This window comes from Mycobacterium sp. 1165196.3 (genome assembly GCF_001673415.1).
In the GTDB taxonomy this organism is placed as follows: Bacteria; Actinomycetota; Actinomycetes; order Mycobacteriales; family Mycobacteriaceae; genus Mycobacterium; species Mycobacterium europaeum_A.
In genome coordinates, this window is the sequence record NZ_LZLU01000142.1 from 1 (window position 1) to 16881 (window position 16881).

The 16881-nt window shown below is 68.5% G+C and carries 13 protein-coding genes; 4 read left to right on the forward strand and 9 right to left on the reverse strand.

The window, feature by feature from the left end; genetic code table 11:
* The 3 genes from A5659_RS15430 to A5659_RS15440 all read right to left on the reverse strand — a co-directional run.
* The coding region (locus A5659_RS15430; RefSeq protein WP_066868592.1) for an amino acid permease at positions 1–1013 on the reverse strand (1013 nt) is incomplete at its 3' end.
* 42 nt (positions 1014–1055) lie between these two features.
* On the reverse strand, positions 1056–2402 hold the full coding sequence (locus A5659_RS15435) for an MFS transporter (RefSeq protein WP_066868593.1): 1347 nt from the start codon (positions 2400–2402) through the stop codon (positions 1056–1058).
* Between the two features lie 6 nt (positions 2403–2408).
* The gene (locus A5659_RS15440; protein WP_067182264.1) at positions 2409–3554 is read right to left on the reverse strand and encodes an LLM class flavin-dependent oxidoreductase; all 1146 of its coding nucleotides are present in this window, start codon (positions 3552–3554) and stop codon (positions 2409–2411) included.
* A gap of 446 nt (positions 3555–4000) precedes the next feature.
* Between A5659_RS15440 and A5659_RS15445 the strand changes: the two genes are divergently transcribed.
* The 3 genes from A5659_RS15445 to A5659_RS15455 all read left to right on the forward strand — a co-directional run bounded on the left by A5659_RS15445 (position 4001) and on the right by A5659_RS15455 (position 10635).
* Positions 4001–4864 (forward strand): esterase family protein, encoded by an 864-nt coding sequence (locus A5659_RS15445; protein ID WP_197498027.1) that lies wholly within the window; start codon positions 4001–4003, stop codon positions 4862–4864.
* Positions 4865–4915: 51 nt separating this feature from the next.
* Positions 4916–7039 carry an acyltransferase family protein gene (locus A5659_RS15450; protein ID WP_082976071.1) on the forward strand — a complete coding sequence of 708 codons (2124 nt, stop codon included), beginning with the start codon at positions 4916–4918 and terminating at the stop codon, positions 7037–7039.
* 278 nt (positions 7040–7317) lie between these two features.
* Positions 7318–10635 carry a LuxR C-terminal-related transcriptional regulator gene (locus A5659_RS15455; RefSeq protein WP_067182282.1) on the forward strand — a complete coding sequence of 1106 codons (3318 nt, stop codon included), beginning with the start codon at positions 7318–7320 and terminating at the stop codon, positions 10633–10635.
* A 1-nt stretch (position 10636) separates the two neighbouring features.
* On the opposite strand, the gene A5659_RS15460 is transcribed toward A5659_RS15455, so the two are convergent.
* Both A5659_RS15460 and A5659_RS15465 read right to left on the reverse strand, forming a co-directional pair.
* Positions 10637–11323, reverse strand: coding sequence for a GDSL lipase (locus tag A5659_RS15460; protein ID WP_066868600.1), 687 nt, complete (start codon positions 11321–11323; stop codon positions 10637–10639).
* Between the two features lie 90 nt (positions 11324–11413).
* Positions 11414–12649: an acyltransferase gene (locus A5659_RS15465; protein ID WP_067142060.1), complete on the reverse strand. Its 1236-nt coding sequence runs from the start codon at positions 12647–12649 to the stop codon at positions 11414–11416.
* Between the two features lie 366 nt (positions 12650–13015).
* On the opposite strand from A5659_RS15465, the gene A5659_RS15470 reads away from it, so the two are divergent.
* Complete coding sequence (locus tag A5659_RS15470) at positions 13016–13456, forward strand: STAS domain-containing protein (protein ID WP_066881512.1); 441 nt, start codon at positions 13016–13018, stop codon at positions 13454–13456.
* On the opposite strand, the gene A5659_RS15475 is transcribed toward A5659_RS15470, so the two are convergent.
* From A5659_RS15475 to A5659_RS15490, 4 genes are all read right to left on the reverse strand, one after another.
* Positions 13440–13700, reverse strand: coding sequence for a hypothetical protein (locus tag A5659_RS15475; RefSeq protein ID WP_066881510.1), 261 nt, complete (start codon positions 13698–13700; stop codon positions 13440–13442). The two genes, A5659_RS15470 and A5659_RS15475, sit on opposite strands and share 17 nt — an antisense overlap.
* A complete protein-coding gene (locus tag A5659_RS15480; protein WP_066868617.1) occupies positions 13697–14248 on the reverse strand; it encodes a DUF3093 family protein in 552 nt (183 codons plus the stop codon). Before A5659_RS15480 ends, A5659_RS15475 begins: the two co-directional genes overlap by 4 nt.
* Positions 14249–14261: 13 nt before the next feature.
* The gene (gene hemB / locus A5659_RS15485) at positions 14262–15245 is read right to left on the reverse strand and encodes a porphobilinogen synthase (protein ID WP_082976072.1); all 984 of its coding nucleotides are present in this window, start codon (positions 15243–15245) and stop codon (positions 14262–14264) included.
* 52 nt (positions 15246–15297) lie between these two features.
* A partial coding sequence (locus A5659_RS15490) for a uroporphyrinogen-III synthase (RefSeq protein WP_082976073.1) occupies positions 15298–16881 on the reverse strand: 1584 nt, incomplete at its 5' end.

Below are 16881 nucleotides of genomic sequence, written 5' to 3' on the forward strand. Positions count from 1 at the left end.
ACCGCCGACGAGCACAGGATCGCGATGTGGGGGACGCCGCGTCCGCTCAGCCTGACCAACCGCGTCGGCGCCTCGCCCCGCTCGGCGAGCACGAACAACATGCGCGACGCGGTGTAGAGACCGGAGTTCAGGCAGGACAGCACCGCGGTCAGCACCACCGCGTTCATCACCTGATCGGCGCCGCCCAGCCCCATGTGTTTGAGCGCGGCCACGTACGGCGAGGCGCCGAGTTCCACGGAGTCCCAGGGCAACAGCACCACGAGCAGGAAGACCGAACCGACGAAGAAGATCCCGATGCGGGCCACCACCGAGCGGGTCGCCTTTTGCACCGCGAGCTCGGGGTCGCGGCTTTCCGCGGCGGCGACGGTGACGATCTCGGCGCCCACCATGGAGAAGATCACCACCACGATGGCGGCGAACACCGCACCCACGCCGTGGGGAAAGAACCCGCCGTGCGATCCCAGATTGGCTAGACCACCGTGATGGCCCGGCACCAGCCCTGCGACATACACCGTTCCCACCACGAGGAAGATCACGATGGTCGCGACTTTGATTCCGGCGAACCAGAATTCGAATTCACCGAACGACGACACCGAGAACAGGTTGGTCGCCGTCATCAACACCATCAGGCACAGCGACAGCAGCCAGAGCGGTGCGTGGAACCAGTAGTTGAGCACCTTGCCGCCGGCGACCGCCTCGAAACCCACCACGATCACCCAGAAGTACCAATACAGCCACGCGACCGAGAAGCCCGCCCAGCCGCCCAGGGCCTTGGCCGCGTAGTCGGCGAACGATCCGGTCGAGGGGTTCGCGGCCGCCATCTCACCGAGCATCCGCATCACCAACACGATGAGCACACCGCAAAGCGCGTAGGTGAGAAACGCGGCAGGACCGGTGTTTTTGATCACCACCCCGGACCCGACGAACAAGCCGGCGCCGATCACGCCGCCGAGCGCGATCATGCTGAGCTGCCGCTGCGACAGCCCTTGGCGCAGTTGCGGATTGCTGGCCATGCCCGGACGCTAGCGGGCTTTGCGGCCCGCAGCAACAACGACTTACAGGTACAGGTCGCGATCGCGGATCAGGGCCGTGGCGATCACGCTGATCACCGCGGTGGCAACCAGATACCCGCAGGCCAGCCATGGCGCGCCACCGACGGCCGCGATCAGCGACGTGAGAATCATCGGCGTCACCCCCGACGCGTACACGCCCGAGAACTGGTAGACGAACGACAAACCGGTGTAGCGGGTGCCGGTCGGATACAGCGACGAATACAAGGTGCCCTGGGCGCCGTAGAACAGCGCATGCACGACGCCGAACACGAGGACCATCGCCAGCCCGAACCACACCAGGTTCCTGGTGCCGAACAAGGCGAACGCCGGGAAGGCCGCCAGGCCGTAGAGGGCCACCCCGACCAGGTACACCCGTCGGGCGCCGTAGCGGTCGGTCAATGCGCCCGAGACGGGCAGCAGCACCGCCATCAGCAGGGCGGCGATGGTCACCACCACCAGCACCGAGACCTTGTTGAAGCCCAGGGCGCCGGTGGCGTAGCTGATCGCGAAAACCCCCCAGGTGTTGAAGGCCGAACCTTCCGCCCAGCGAGACAGCAGCCCCAGCAAGGTGTTTCGCCGGGACCGGGGTTCGCGGACGATGTCGCGGATGGGCGCGGTCGACGCGGCCTCGAGCTCGCCCAGCTCACGAAACGCCGGGGTCTCTTCGACCCGCAGCCGCACCACCACGCCGATCGCCACCAGCAGCACGCTCAGCAGGAAGCCGATGCGCCAGCCGTAGGACAGAAACCGCGTCTGGCCCAAGGCGACCTGCAGGAAGGCGAACACGCCGGTGCCCAGGGCCAGACCCAGGGCCAACCCCACCTGCGGGATCGCGCCGTAGCGGCCGCGCCGGTCGCCGGGGCTGTGTTCGACGGCCAGCAGCACGGCCCCGCCCCACTCACCGCCGAGCGCGAAACCCTGCAGCACCCGCAGTGCCAGCAGCAGCACCGGCGCCCACGCGCCGATCTGGGCGGCCGTCGGCAATGCCCCGATCAGTGCCGTCGCGCCGCCCATGATCAGCATGGTCAACGCCAGGCTGCGCTTGCGGCCGATGCGATCGCCGATGTGGCCGAACACCAGCCCGCCGATGGGCCGCATGACGAACCCGACGGCGAAGGTCGCGAACGCCAAAAGCGTTCCCACCAAGGAACTCTCGTTGGGAAAGAACACCTTGTTGAACACCAGGCCCGCCGCGGTGGCGTACAGGAAGAAGTCGTACCACTCGACCGTGGTGCCCAGCAGGCTCGCCGCGACCACGATGCGCAGCCGCCGGCGCCGCTGCGCGGCGGATTCGTCTACCGTGTCGGGAGCCCGGCCGGCGGGTGCGGACGCGGGCAGGGTGGCTGCCATGACCCCTTAGTGCGCCGAGGCGACCGCGAACGGCGTACCCGCGGCCGGATGCGACTGGCGGTTGGGGTGGCGCCACAACCCCATCCGCTCCAGGATCGGCAGCACGCCCTCGCCGAACCAGTAGGCCTCTTCCAGATGCGGATATCCCGACAAGATGAAGTGGGAGATGCCCAGTTTGGCGTATTCGGCCAGCCGCTCGGCGACCTCGGCGTGCGAGCCGACCAGCGCGGTGCCCGCTCCCCCGCGGACCAGGCCCACCCCGGCCCACAGGTTGGGCGCGACCAGCAACTTGCTGCTGTCGCCGCCGTGCAGGTCCAGCATGCGGCGCTGGCCCTCGGATTCGCTGCGCGCCAGGCTGCTCTGCACCCGCTCGATGTCGGCGGGATCGATCGCGGACAGCAACCGATCGGCCTCCGCCCAGGCCTCGGCGGAGGTATCACGGCTGATCACGTGAATCCGCAAGCCGTACTGCAGGATTCGGCCGGCGTCGACGGCCAGCCCGCGGATCCAGTCCAGCTTCTTGGCGACCGCGGTCAGCGGTTCGCCCCAGGTGAGGTACACGTCGGTGAGCTTGGCCGCCACCGGTCCGGCCGATGCCGACGATCCACCGAAGAACACCGCCGGTATCGGGTCGGGCGGGTTGTTCAGTTGGGCACCCTCGACCTGAATGTGCTCCCCGGCGAAGGTCACCGGCTCGTTCGAGGTCCACAGCTGCCGCACCACGTGCAAGAACTCGGCGGTGCGGGCATACCGCGCCTCCTTGTCCAGGAAGTCGCCATAGGCGCGCTGCTCGTGCGGTTCACCGCCGGTGACGACATTGAGCAGCAGCCGTCCGTCCGAGTGCCGCTGGAACGTCCCGGCCATCTGGGCGGCCAGGGTGGGACTGAGCATGCCGGGACGGAACGCGACCAGGAACTTCAGGGTCTCGGTCGATTCGACCAGCATCGCCGTCGTCAACCACGCGTCCTCACACCACAATCCCGTCGGCGTGAGGACCGCCTCGAAACCGTTGTCTTCGGCGGCCGTACAAATCTGGTGCAGGTACTTCAGTGTCGCGGGCCGATTGCCCGACATCGACGTGCCGTGCCCGCCCGCGACCAGATTCCGCGAATCGCCGTAGGTCGGCAGAAACCAATGAAACGCGAGACTCAATTCACAATCCTCTTTCGCTCCGCTGTGGGCCCTGTGCAGCAACCGTCCATCCTGCTGAAGTCACCGCCGAGGGGCGAGGGTTGAAACCTGCGAGATTGCATCCCCGTCCGGGCGCCGCCGTCACCACGGCAACCCGCGGCGGCGAGCGCCGAGCGGGGACGTCCGGGCGCCGGACGGACGGCACCCGCGCACCGCATCTGCGCTGTCCCGGAAGGCAATACGATCGCAATGATTCGGGCGGCGGCATCCGGCGATAACGGCGCTACGATGACTACGATCTTCCGCGCGATGCCGCAACCCGGCGCCACCATCGCCCTGGCCGGTGACTGCCCGACGCGGGAAAAGATCACCGCTGCGTGACCGAATGGTCACACCGGATCACACAATGCTTCCAATACGGCGTGGCTCGGCGGGTAATCCCCGGTCAGCGCGGCATTATTGCGATCATGCCTGACCTCACACGCCGAGCGGTGCTCCGGATGGGCGCCGGTGGCACCCTCGGAGCCGCCAGCGTGCTCGCATTCAGCTCCCTGCTGGCTCCCGGAACGTCGCACGCCGCGACGTTGCCGCAGGCTCCCGCGCCGTTCGAGCCGCCGACGGCGGGCAAGACCCTGCCGACCAAGCTGACCGGTTCTTTCGTCTCGGCGGCCCGTGGGGGCATCAAGACCAATTACGTGATCGCGGTGCCGCCGGGGCAGACCGGGATGCTGCGCCCGGTGATCGCCCTGCACGGCGTGGACGGGGATGCGAACCAGATGCTCGACATGGGCGTCCCGGACGGGCTGGCCCAGCTGGTCAAGGAGGGCAAGCCGCCGTTCGCGGTGGTCGGCGTCGACGGCGGCAACACCTATTGGCATAAAAGGACTTCCGGTGAGGACTCCGGCGCCATGGTGCTCGACGAGCTGCTGCCGATGCTCTCGACGATGGGTTTCGACACCTCCCGGGTCGGCTTCATGGGGTGGTCAATGGGTGGCTACGGGGCGCTTCGCCTGGGCGCCAAGCTCGGCCCGTCGCGCACCGCCGGCATCTGCGCAATCAGCCCGGCGCTGTACACCTCCTATGCGACCAGCGCCCCCGGGGCGTTCGACAGCAACGACGACTTCGTGCAGAACAGCGTGCTCGGCCTGCCGGCACTGAATTCGATTCCGCTGCGCGTGGACTGCGGCAACTTCGACCGCTTCTACTTCGCCACAAAGCAATTCGTCTACCAGTTGAAAACCCAACCGGCGGGCAGCTTCTCGCTGGGCGGCCATGACATCGCCTACTGGCGAAGCCAACTGCCCGGCGAGCTGGCCTGGATGGCGACCTAGCCCACGCAGATGACACTTCGGGAGCAATCGGTCGCCAGCAGCCCACAACAGGTGGAGCGGCGGACCGCCCGAAGGGGATTCCGGCCCGACATCGAGGGACTGCGCGCCGTCGCGGTGATCGCCGTCGTGCTCTACCACGCCGGCATCCCCGGAATCACCGGCGGCTACATCGGTGTGGACGTCTTCTTCGTCATCTCCGGGTTCCTCATCACCGGGCTGCTGTTTCGCGAGGCGAGCACCACGAATACCGTTGCGCTGGGCCAGTTTTACGGTGCGCGCGCCCGACGGCTGCTGCCGGCCGCGGCCATCGTCGGCACCATCACCGCGATCGGTGCCGCCGCGGTGCTGCCGCCGCTGCAGGCGCGCAGCGTGTTCCTCGACGGCGTCGCCAGCGCCCTGTACGTCGGCAACTACCGGTTCGCGCTGCGCGGCACCGACTACCTGACCACCGACGCGCCGTCACCGTTTCAGCACTACTGGTCGCTGGGGGTGGAGGAGCAGTTCTACCTGGTGTGGCCGCTGCTCATCATCGCCACGGCCTGGTTGCTGCGGCGCATCCCGCGCCTGCGCGGTAACGCGACGCGCGCGGCACCGTACGCGGTGATCCTCGCGACGGTGGCCGCGGCGTCGTTGACCGCAGGCGCGGTGTGGACCCGCACCTCGCCGTCGTGGGCGTTCTTCTCGCTGCCCACCCGCGCCTGGGAGCTGGCGGCCGGCGGCCTGGTGGCCCTGTCGATCCAGCAGTGGCGCCGGCTGTCGCTGCGAACGGCGTCGATCGTCGGGTGGGGCGGTCTGGCGTTGATCCTGCTGACCTGCACCCAACTCAACTCCCACACGCCTTATCCCGGCACCGAGGCGCTGCTGCCGGTGCTGGGCACCGCGCTGATCATCGGCGGCGGCGCCGTCACCGGGGGGCTCGGGCCCGGCCGCCTGCTATGCCGCCCGGCGATGCGCGCGATCGGCCGGATCTCCTACTCCTGGTACCTGTGGCACTGGCCGGTGCTGCTGCTGATGCCGGCGCTGCTCGGTGAGCCCGCGGGGCTGCCTGCCCGGCTGAGCGCGACGGCCGTGTCGGCCGGGCTCGCCGTCATCACCCTTCATTTGGTCGAGAATCCCGGCCGCTTCGCCGCCGCGCTGCGCCGCTCGGCGAAAGTCAGCCTGGTGGTGGCGGGCGGCGCGAGTGCCGCCACCGCGTGCGCATGCATGCTGCTGCTCAACGTGATACCGGCACCGGTGGGGCACGGGGTCGCCGCTCCCCGCGCCAACATCATTGCGACGCCCCCGTCCAGCGTCCCCGCCGTCAGCGCGCAGGAAGCGGCGGTTCGTCAGGCGTTCGACCAGGCCCGCGTGGCGCTCGCCGCGGCCGTCGGCCTGCGAGCCGTCCCGTCGAACCTGGACCCGCCGCTGGCCAAGGCGTCCGCCGACAAGGCCGCGGTGTTCGTCAACGGCTGCGTGCGCTCCTGGCGCGACGTCGGACAAAGCGAGTGCGCGACCGGCGACACCGCCTCGCCGACCACCGTCGCCCTGATCGGCGACTCGCACGCCGCCATGTGGAATCCCGCGTTCGAGCAGCTCGCCGAGCAACGGCACTGGCGGCTGGAGACGCTGGCCAAGGTGACCTGCCCGCTGCAGGACCTGCGCATCGTGAGCCCGTACCTGGGCCGCGAGTACACCGAATGCGAACAGTGGCGCACCCAGATCATGAGCCGGATGAGGGCCGAACACCCGCGCCTGATCGTGCTGGACATGAGCCGGCGCTACGGCGGGGACTTCGGCTTCGCCTCCTACGACCCGGCCTGGATCGACACCCTCGGGCGCACCGTGGCGCAGCTGCGCGACACCGGCGCGACCGTCCTGGTGCTCGGGCCCGCACCCGACCCGCATTCGTCGGCGCCGACCTGCCTGTCCGCCCACCTCGACGACGTAAACGCCTGCACGCCAACGAAGGCCGCGGCGGTGGACGGCGGCGGGATCGCCGCCGAGCAGGCGGTGACGGCCCGCAGCGGCGGCCACTACGCCGACCTGACCGACATGTTCTGCACCCCTGACCGCTGCCCGATCGTCGTCGGCAACACGCTGGTCTTCCGCGACGACAACCATGTGACAACCGAGTACGCGCAGTTGGTGGCACCGCTTATGGGTGCGCTCGCGGACCGTGCCCTGGCGAACGGGTGAACGGCAATGAACTTCTCATGGTCGACCGACGTCAGATCAGTGAAGGGTTTTTGGAGGTCTTAGGGTCATGTCTCCGCTGTTGCTGGTCTGCATCGCACTAGCCGCGCCCTTCGCCGGGATCGGATTCCTGCACGTGCAGGACCGCCTGGAGCGCTGGGACTACGAGCGGCACGCCGACGACTGATTCGCCCATAGCAAAGGACCATTCTCGGTAGATCCGCATGGTTGCGGCCGCGGTGTACGCGATTGTGCTGATGTTTTCCCCGCGCGGCGCCCGCATGCTGGCTAACATGATCAGGATTGATCCGCCGGCGGACATGCCGCTGCTGAATTGGAGCGAGCAGAGCGTGAGCGAGCTGCCCACTGGAACGGTGACGCTGCTGCTCGCCGACGTCGAAGGCTCGACGCGGCTGTGGGAAACCCAGTCCGACACCATGACGACCGCGCTCGAGCAGCTCAACCGGACGGTCAACGACCTGGTGGCCAGCTACGGCGGCGTGCGGCCGGTCGAACAGGGCGAGGGCGACAGTTTCGTGCTGGCGTTCGCGCGGGCCAGCGACGCGGTCGCCTGCGCGCTGCAGATTCAGCTAACGGTGCAGCCGCCGATCCGGATCCGCCTGGGGCTGCACACCGGTGAGATTCAGCTGCGCGACGCCGGTAACTACGCGGGAAGCACCATCAACCGGACCGCACGCCTGCGCGACCTCGCCCACGGCGGCCAGACTGTGCTGTCCGGCGCGACCGAACCGTTGGTGATCGACCGGTTGCCCGCCGATGCGTGGCTGACGGACCTGGGCGAGCACGCACTGCGGGATCTACCCCGACCGGAACGGGTCTTCCAACTCAGCCACCCCGGTTTGCGCAATGACTTCCCGCCGCTGCGCACAGCGAATGACGTTGTGGGAAACCGCCTTCCGAGCCAGTTGACCAGCTTCGTCGGCCGCGGCGCCCAAATCGACGACATCGCACAGATTTTGAAGGAAAACCGGTTGGTGACCCTGACCGGGGCGGGCGGCGTCGGCAAGACCCGGTTGGCGGTGCAGGTCGCCGACCAGATCGGCGCCGGGTTCTCCGGCGGGGCGTGGTTCATCGACCTTGCCCCGGTGACCAATCCGTTGGTGGTCCCCGTCACCGTGGCACGCACGTTGGGTCTTCCCGACCAGCCGGGCCGCTCCACGATGGAGACCCTGTCCCGCTACGTCGCCAACCGAAAGATGTTGCTGATTCTGGACAATTGCGAGCACCTGCTGGACGCCAGCGCGGCGCTGGTGGTGGCGTTGCTGGAGGCGGGACCCGAGGTCACCGTGCTGGCGACCAGCCGCGAGCCGATCGGCATCGTGGGCGAGCTGACCTGGCGGGTGCCGTCGCTGTCGGTGGAAGGTGAGGCCGTCGAACTGTTCGTCGATCGCGCCCGCCGTACCCGTCCGGATTTCGTTCTCACCGAGGCTAATTCGTCGGCGATTGCCGAGATCTGCCGTCGCCTCGACGGGATGCCGCTGGCGATAGAGCTCGCCGCGGCCCGGACCCGCACACTGTCGCTGAGCCAGATCGTCGACGGCTTGCATCACAACTTTCGCCTGCTCGCCGGAGGTGCGCGCACCGCGGTTCGCCGTCAGCAGACGCTGCGCGCGTCCATCGACTGGTCGCACGCCATGCTCACCGAACCGGAACGCGTCCTGTTCCGCCGGCTGGCGGTGTTCATGGGCGGTTTCGACCTGGACGCCGCGCACGCCGTGGGCGCCGACACCGACGCCGAGCACTTCCAGCTGATCGATCTGCTCGGGCTGCTCGTCGACAAGTCGCTGGTCGTGACCGACGAAATCGACGGCATCATGCGCTACCGCCTGCTGGAGACCGTCCGCCAGTACGGTCTGGAGAAACTTGCCGAGTCGGGCGAGGCCGAGGTGGTGCGGACCCGGCACCGCGACCACTACACCGCCACCGCGGTGACGCTGGAATCGCAGATTCGCGGCGACGGAACGCCATTGGTGCCGTGGGCCGAACTCGAAATGGACAACCTGCGGGCGGCACACGCGTGGAGTTGCGACGCGGGCGAATTCGGGCTCGCGCTGCAGGTCGTCTCGTCGCTGCAGCGAGTTTGGGTGACGCGCGGGCGATTTCGGGAGGGTGTGGCCGGGTTCGACGCGGTCTTCACCGACGAGCGTTATAGCGATGACGCTGTCGCCCCGGAGATCTGGGTACGCGCGGTGGCCGATGCCAACCTGCTGGCGGTCTGGCACTCCGTCCCGACCAGCCCGCAGCGGGCAGAGGAAGCGTTGGCCGCTGCCCGTCAACTGGGCGACCACGCACTGTTGGTGAGCATCCTACTGGCCTGCGCCGTACTGGCGATGAACGAAGCCGCGCTGGCGGAGCCGTATTTCGCCGAGGCGGCCGAGCTGGCCCGCGCCGCGGGTGACGACGCCGCGCTTTACCACGTGCGTTGCTATCAATGCTTCGTCGGCAACGTCAGCGGTGATCCCGTCGCTTCGCAGGCCGCCGGCGAGGAAGGGCGTGCCCTCGCGGACCAGTTGGGCGACAGCTTCATGTCGCGCTACGGCCGGGTGTTTCTCACCGGCGCGCTAGCGATGCAGGGCAAGTTCGCCCAGGCGCTACGGGTATCGCGTGCGCTGGTCGAAGAAGCCCGGGCCGCACAGGATCTCGCGATGGAAACATTCGGCCTCATGACGCTGGCACAGGCGCTGACGTTCACTGGCGATGCCGCCGCGGGCCGCGCCGCGGCGCAAGTAGCCTTGGACAACGGTGCTGCCATGGGCGGTTTCCATGAGGACACCGCGTACGTGGCGCTGGCCAACGCCGAGTTGGCAAGCGGCGACGTCGCGGCGGCCAGGGATGCGTGTGAGGCGGCCTGGCAGTCGACCTCTCCGCTCAAGGAGCTGTTTGTGCGCAGCCTGGCGCCCATGACCGATGCGGCCTTGGGCTGTGGTGACCTCGTGGCCGCTCGCCGCTGGGCCGACGATGCCGTCGCCGTGGTTCCGGGAAGTCATCGGGTGATGGTGCTGACCGCGCGGGCGGCAGTCGCGGTCGCGCAAGGCGAACCGCAGCAGGCCGAACGCGATCTGTACGAGGCTTTGGAAACCGCCGAACGCACCGGCGGCTACCTGCAGCTGCCCGGCGCCCTCGAACGCCTCGCCGCCCTGGCCGCCGACACCAGCCCGGAGCACGCCGCCCGGCTGTTCGGTGCGGCCGAGGGCATCCGCCGCCGCCATGGCGAGGTACGGTTCCAGGTGTTTCAGGCCGCCTACGACGACTCGGTGACACAAGCACGAGAAACACTGGGCGACAGCGCATTTGAATCGGCATGGTCCGAAGGCATGGCGCTATCCACCCAGGAGGCCATTAGCTACGCGCGGCGCGGCCGCGGTGCACGCGGACGCCCGGCCAGCGGATGGGAGTCCCTGACTCCCACCGAGCGCGACGTCATCCGGCTCGTCAGCCAAGGACTGCCCAACAAAGACGTCGCGGCGCGGCTGTTCATCTCCCCGCGCACCGTCCAGACCCATCTGACGCACGTGTACGCCAAACTCGCGGTGTCCTCGCGGGTTCAGCTGGCCCGGGAAGCCGCCCGCCACGCCTGAGTCAGGTCGACAGCTGGGTGCGAATCAGTGGAACGATCTTGTCCGCCATGTACTGGTGCCCCGCGTCGTTCGGATGCACGCCGTCCGCACCGATCAGGTCGGGCCGGCCGACGAACCAGTGTTCGGCGATCGGGTCGATGAAGGTTGCCCCCGCCGCCCCGGCCGCGCCGCCGAGAATGTCGCGGATCACAAACATCGAAGGCGGCACGTCGGCGGTCGGCCACGGCGGTCCGATCACCAGCAGCCGCGCCGCCGGCGCCAGCCGGCGCGCCAGATCCAAAGCGGCGTGGGTTTTTTCGGTCAGATACCCGGGATCGACCCCTTGGTCGTTGCGGGACCCGAAGAACACCACCAGCGCGTCGTCGGGCTGCACCGCCTTGGGCGTCAGATCCTCGAAGATGCTGCCGTGGTCGCCGGGGGTGCCATAACCGGCCCTGCCTTCCGCCGCCACGCTGCCCGAGATCCGCGAACCGCGTGACCCGAGCACCTGGAAGGCGCGCGACGTCCAGGATCTGGAACCCAGACCGCCCTCATCGGTTCCGGTGGTATACGAGTCCCCCACCACCGCCACATGATTCAGCCGGAAGTCGAGCGTCAGTGTCTCGTAGGTGCGCACCTGCACCGGGTATGCGATGCCTACGCCCGCCAGAAAACTCAACCCAATGAGAAAGGTGGCCAGACGACTCACTCTCACCTCCACTGTCAACGGCATCGTCGGGTGCCGCCGCGTCCTCATCAAGTATTCCCCGTGAGTCGCGGCCGGCCGCTGAGGCGGCCATCACACCGCGCGGGCCGAAACCGCTTCCAGCGGACGGTCGATCGGATGCAGCTTACTGTTTGGCTCGCCGGGATCGCTTCTCGCGTTGACGACCCTGACATCGACCATCTTGCGCATCCAGCGGCGGGCGGGCTCTTCGACGCCGTGATACAGCAGCACCGAGGCGCCCAGGGCGATCGCGAGCAGGCCGATGATGTTCCACTTCCACGGGTTATCCAAAGTCGGCAGCTCGAATTGCTCCACGGCCCATCCCCAGGAGGTGTGCACCAGCTCGTGCACCATGTACAGGCAGAACGAGATCTTGCCGCCGTACACCATCACTCGGGTCGACAGCACCCGCGGCAGGCTGCCCAGCCCCACGGCCAGCGAAATCACCAGCGGAACGAACAACACGTCGACGACGCCACCGCTGTCGTTCTCCACGACTCCCGATATCGGGTGCGCGCCAAACCAATACAGCACGCCCACCATGGCGGCCAGCAGCAGCAGGGACACGTATCCGGCGACGCGGCGGCCGCGATGGGTCAGGCGCAGCCTGCGCACCGCGGCGCAGGCCAGCGCGCCGGCGGTGAACTGGGTGACGATTCGGGGCAGCCAGCTCCACGGGGTGTAGAAGTGGCCACTGGCGAGCAACATCAGCACCGGCGGCAGCGACGCCGCGAAGGCCAGGACCATCAAGCTGCGCGCCCTGGTCGCCTGTTTCATCCGCAACAGGACCAGCACCATGACGGCGAAGAGCACGTAAGCCAGCCATTCCGCGCTGATCGACCAGGCCGGCCCATCCCAACTCGAGTCGTCGAAGAACGGCACAAACCACAACTGCACCAACAGGATTTGGCGCACGTAGCTGATCGCCGTGAGCGACGCCGCGTCCGGCGACGGCACATGACCGACGTGCAGGGTGAAGATCACCCACAGGGCGGCCAGATGCAGGGTGACCAGATACACCGGCCATACCCGGGCCAGCCGCAGCCACAGGAAATGCAGGGTCGCGCGGGTCGACCAGGACCGGCCCATGCGGTCGAGATAGTTGTAGGTCAGCACGAACCCGCTGAGGATGAAGAACAGGTCGACACCCTGGGCGCCGCAGTTGAGCACCGGGGCAAGGGCGTCGCGGAAATCGGACGAGACGTCGCCGAGCATCGGCCGGAAGTGGAACAGCACCACCCAGAGCGCGGCGACAATGCGGAGCCCCGTCAGGGCCGTGATCTCGCCCCTGATCTCTCCGCCCCGCACGCTGCTCTTCCCGTCCGAATCGTGGCCGTTCCGTTTCGCGCTACTTCGGCCGAGCGGGAAATCTCGCCTTTTCACAAGCCCCCCGACTAGAACCGGCAGCCTTGGCAGCCTAGCAGCGCAATCGTCGGCACGGGTGGACGGTTGTGGTGTGGCAAACCGGGTTCCGGGGTAATCCATGGGCCCGATGACCCGCTGGGCGTTTGCTCAGCCCTCGGTCGCAATGGGGCCGCATTCGCTTCTTAGCAAAGCGTTAGACACGGCTTCCGATCCCCTTAGGCTTGCGGCCTAACGTTTGAATCACACTTTGGTGAGCGTGGCGGCGCCCTCCGAAGACCGCGCGAGCGCCACGGAGAGTGAGGGGTCTGCATGACGATCGCAGGCAACCAGACCGGCCACGACAACTGCGTATTTGACTGCGACGGCGCACAAGTCCGGGCGCACTACCGCCACCTGGCGACCGTGGTGCACATTCGCGGCGAAATCGACGACGAAAATGTCGACCGCCTCAGTGACCACATCGCGCGGTTCACGCTGGGAGAAAACCCCGTGGTGCTCGACGTGGCGGACGTCAGTGAATTTGCTGAGGCCGGCATCTCGCTGCTGTACGCGTTTGACGCCGATTGTCGCGCCGCCGGGGTGGACTGGACCCTCGTCGCCAGCTCAGCGGTGACCCAGGCGCTAGATGACACCGGTCATGACGCCAGCTTCCCGATCATGCGCTCGGTTCACGAGGCGCTGCAGGATCGGGCCGACGCCATCGTGCTGCGCCGCCGGATGGCGTTGCCGCTGGTCAGGAAGACGCCTTAGCGCGCGAGCGCAACCGGCGCAGCCTGGCACCTCCGACGACCGCCAGCACCCCGGCTGTGGTCAACAGCACCAGCGTGAGCAGCAGCAGCTGCGGGTCATAGATCACCGACGTGGTGGAGGGTTGACCGTCCGCGATCGGCGCCACCGACACGGTGTGATGCGAGTGCCACCAGGACAACCCCGAGCAGACGAACGCGGCGCCGGCCAGGCCGAGCTCGAGGATCGCGCGATAGCGGGAGTTCATTGCGCCGCCCCGGTGTCGTCGTCCCACTCCCGGTCGACGGCATCGGAGCGGGTCGGCTCCACCCGCTCCTGCACCAGTGGGGTCAGCGCGGCCCGCAGCTGACGATGCCGACGCGCCCAGGCCTGGGCGGTGCGGTCATTGGTGAGCTTGAGGCCGATGCCGACGCGTCCGCGCGGCACCCCGACCAGTTCGCCCAGGGCCCGGGCCGACTGCCAGCGCGCCAGGTCCTTCCCGGAGGCCTCGTGATTTTCGGGCTCGGGATACACCTTGACGATCTCGCGCACCAGAATCGTTTCGGTGCCCTGGCGCAGCGCGTCCTCGGTGAGCTCGACCGAGACGTGGATCCGGGCGGCCTTCACCTGTATCCCCAGGAACGCCGACACGAGCACCAGGAAGATCGCGGGGACCACCAGCGACACCGGGGCACCGCTCCAGATTTCGATCAGGATCATCGCCACCGCCGCGAGCGGGCCGCACGCCAACCACCACCAGCTCGCACCGGGTTCGTAGAACAACGGCTTGGGTGCGGTGTCGCCGCCGGTCGTCATCGCAAGCCCCATCTCACGAAAGCCACCCTGCCGCATCGGCGGCCCAATAGGTGAGAACGATATCGGCCCCGGCGCGCCGGATGCTGGTCAGCGACTCCAGCGCCGCGGCGCGCTCGTCGATCCAATTGTTCGCGGCGGCAGCGCAGATCATCGCGTACTCCCCCGACACCTGATAGGCGGCGACGGGAACGGGCGAGACATCCGCCGCGGCCGCGACCACGTCGAGATAACTCATCGCCGGTTTGATCATCACGATGTCGGCACCCTCGTCGAGATCGAGCGCGATCTCGCGCAGCGCCTCGCGGGCGTTGCCCGCCTCCTGCTGATAGGTGCGCCGGTCGCCGGACAGACTCGAGCTGACCGCCTCACGAAACGGGCCGTAGAACACCGAGGCGAATTTGGCGGCGTAGGCCAGGATCGCCACGTCGGTGAAGCCCGCGGCGTCCAACCCGTCGCGGATCGCGCCCACCTGTCCATCCATCATGCCGCTCGGCCCCACCACCTGAGCGCCCGATTCGGCTTGCGCCACAGCGAGTTCCACGTACCGGGCCACGGTGGCGTCGTTGTCGACCCGGCCCCGGCCGTCCAGGACGCCGCAGTGGCCGTGGTCGGTGAACTCATCCAAACAGGTGTCGGCCATCAGCACGGTGGCCTCGCCGAGGTCCTTGGCCAGGTCTCGCAGCGCAACGTTGAGGATCCCGTCGGCGTCGGTCCCGGCCGAACCGATCGAATCCTTGTCCGCGTCACGGGGCACGCCGAACAGCATCAACCCGCCCACCCCGGCGGCGACCGCGCTGGCGGCCGCGCTGCGCAACGAATCACGGGTGTGCTGCACCACGCCCGGCATGGACGTGATCGGCCGGGGTTCGTCGATGCCGTCGGCGACGAACATCGGCAGCACCAAATGCCTTGGCTCCAAGGAGGTTTGCGCCACCAGACGGCGCAAAGCCGGGGTGGTGCGAAGCCGACGCGGGCGCTGCCGCGGGTAGGCACTCATGCTCGTTGAGTGGCGACCCGCTGCGCGCGCTCCAGCGCGCTTGCGATCGCCACTAGCGCCTGCGGCTCTTTTTGCGCGGCGGCGGCAGCGCACCCTCGGCGCGCAACCGCGCGGCGTGTTCGGCCAGCGCGTCGACCAGCGGACCAACCGCGGCGGTCTCGGGCTGGACATCCACCCGCAGACCGAATTCGGCTGCGGTCTCTGCGGTTTTGGGACCGATGCAGGCGATGATCGTCCGGGCGTGCGGCTTGCCGGCGATGCCGACCAGGTTGCGCACCGTGGAGCTGGACGTGAAGCACACGGCGTCGAAGCCACCGGTCTTGATCATCTCTCGCGTCTCCGCCGGTGGCGGGGCGGCCCGCACCGTCCGGTAGGCGGTGACATCCTCGATCTCCCAACCACGTTCGCGCAGACCCTCGGCCAGCGTCTCGGTGGCGATGTCCGCACGCGGCAGCAGGACCCGGTTGACCGGGTCGAAAATGCTGTCGTAGGGCGGGAAGTCGTCGAGCAGGCCCAGCGAGGACTGCTCACCGGCCGGCACCAGCTCCGGGCTGATCCCGAACGCGCGCACCCGGTCGGCGGTCGATTCGCCCACACACGCGATCTTCACTCCGGAGAACGCGCGCGCGTCCAGACCGAACTCGCCGAACTTCTCCCACACCGCGCGCACCGCGTTGGTGGAGGTGAACACCACCCACTGGAAGCGGCCGTCGACCAATCCCTTGACGGCCCTCTCCATCTGAGCGGGGCTGCGCGGCGGCTCGACGGCAATGGTCGGCACCTCGATGGGCAGCGCGCCGTAGGACGTCAGGCGTTCGCTCATCTCGCCGGCCTGGTCCTTGGTGCGCGGCACCAGCACGGTCCAGCCGTACAGCGCGCGGCTCTCCCACCAGTTCAGCTTCGCCCGGCTGGCCACCGTCTTGCCGATGGTCACCACCAGCGGTCCGGTCAGCGGACCGGCGGGGTCGGTGCCGCCCAGCACCGCCGAGTCGGTCAGGCCGTGCAGCGTGGTCTCGATCGAACGCTGCTGGCAGGTGGTGCCGTGTGCGGTCACCACGCACGGGGTGTTCTCGGCGAGCTCGTGCTCGATCAGGGTGCGTGCCGCGTCGGCCAGATGCGACGACGTTGCCTGCAGGATCAGCGGACCGGGCGCGGCGGCCAGCGCCTCCCAATCCACTTGTGGGTCGCGCACGTCGGCCACGGTGTGCGACGAGCCCAGCGGCAGCCCCGCATACGTCGGCACGGCATCGCTGGGGGCCAGCCCCGGCACGATCTCGATGTGCAGGTGGCTGCGCGCGACGGCGTTCACCTCGGTGATGACCGCGTCGACCGTCAGCGGGTCGCCGGCCACCAGGCGCACCACGTCCACCCCCGTGCGGGCCTCGGTGGTCAGCGTCTTGGCCACCTCGGCGGGATCACCCAGGGCCGGGCGAATGTCGGGACCACCGGAGATCACCGCCGGCTGCGTCTTGGTCGGCTCGGATCCGCCGTCGCCGGTGGAGGCGGCCGGCTCCGCCGGAGCCGGGCCGGAAACCGGCGGCAGGTCTTTGCCGATCAGGGCCAGCACCGGCTCAGGCACGTCGGGGTCGGTGAACACCAGGGCGGCGTTCGCCAGCACCGTGGCGGCCCGGGTCGT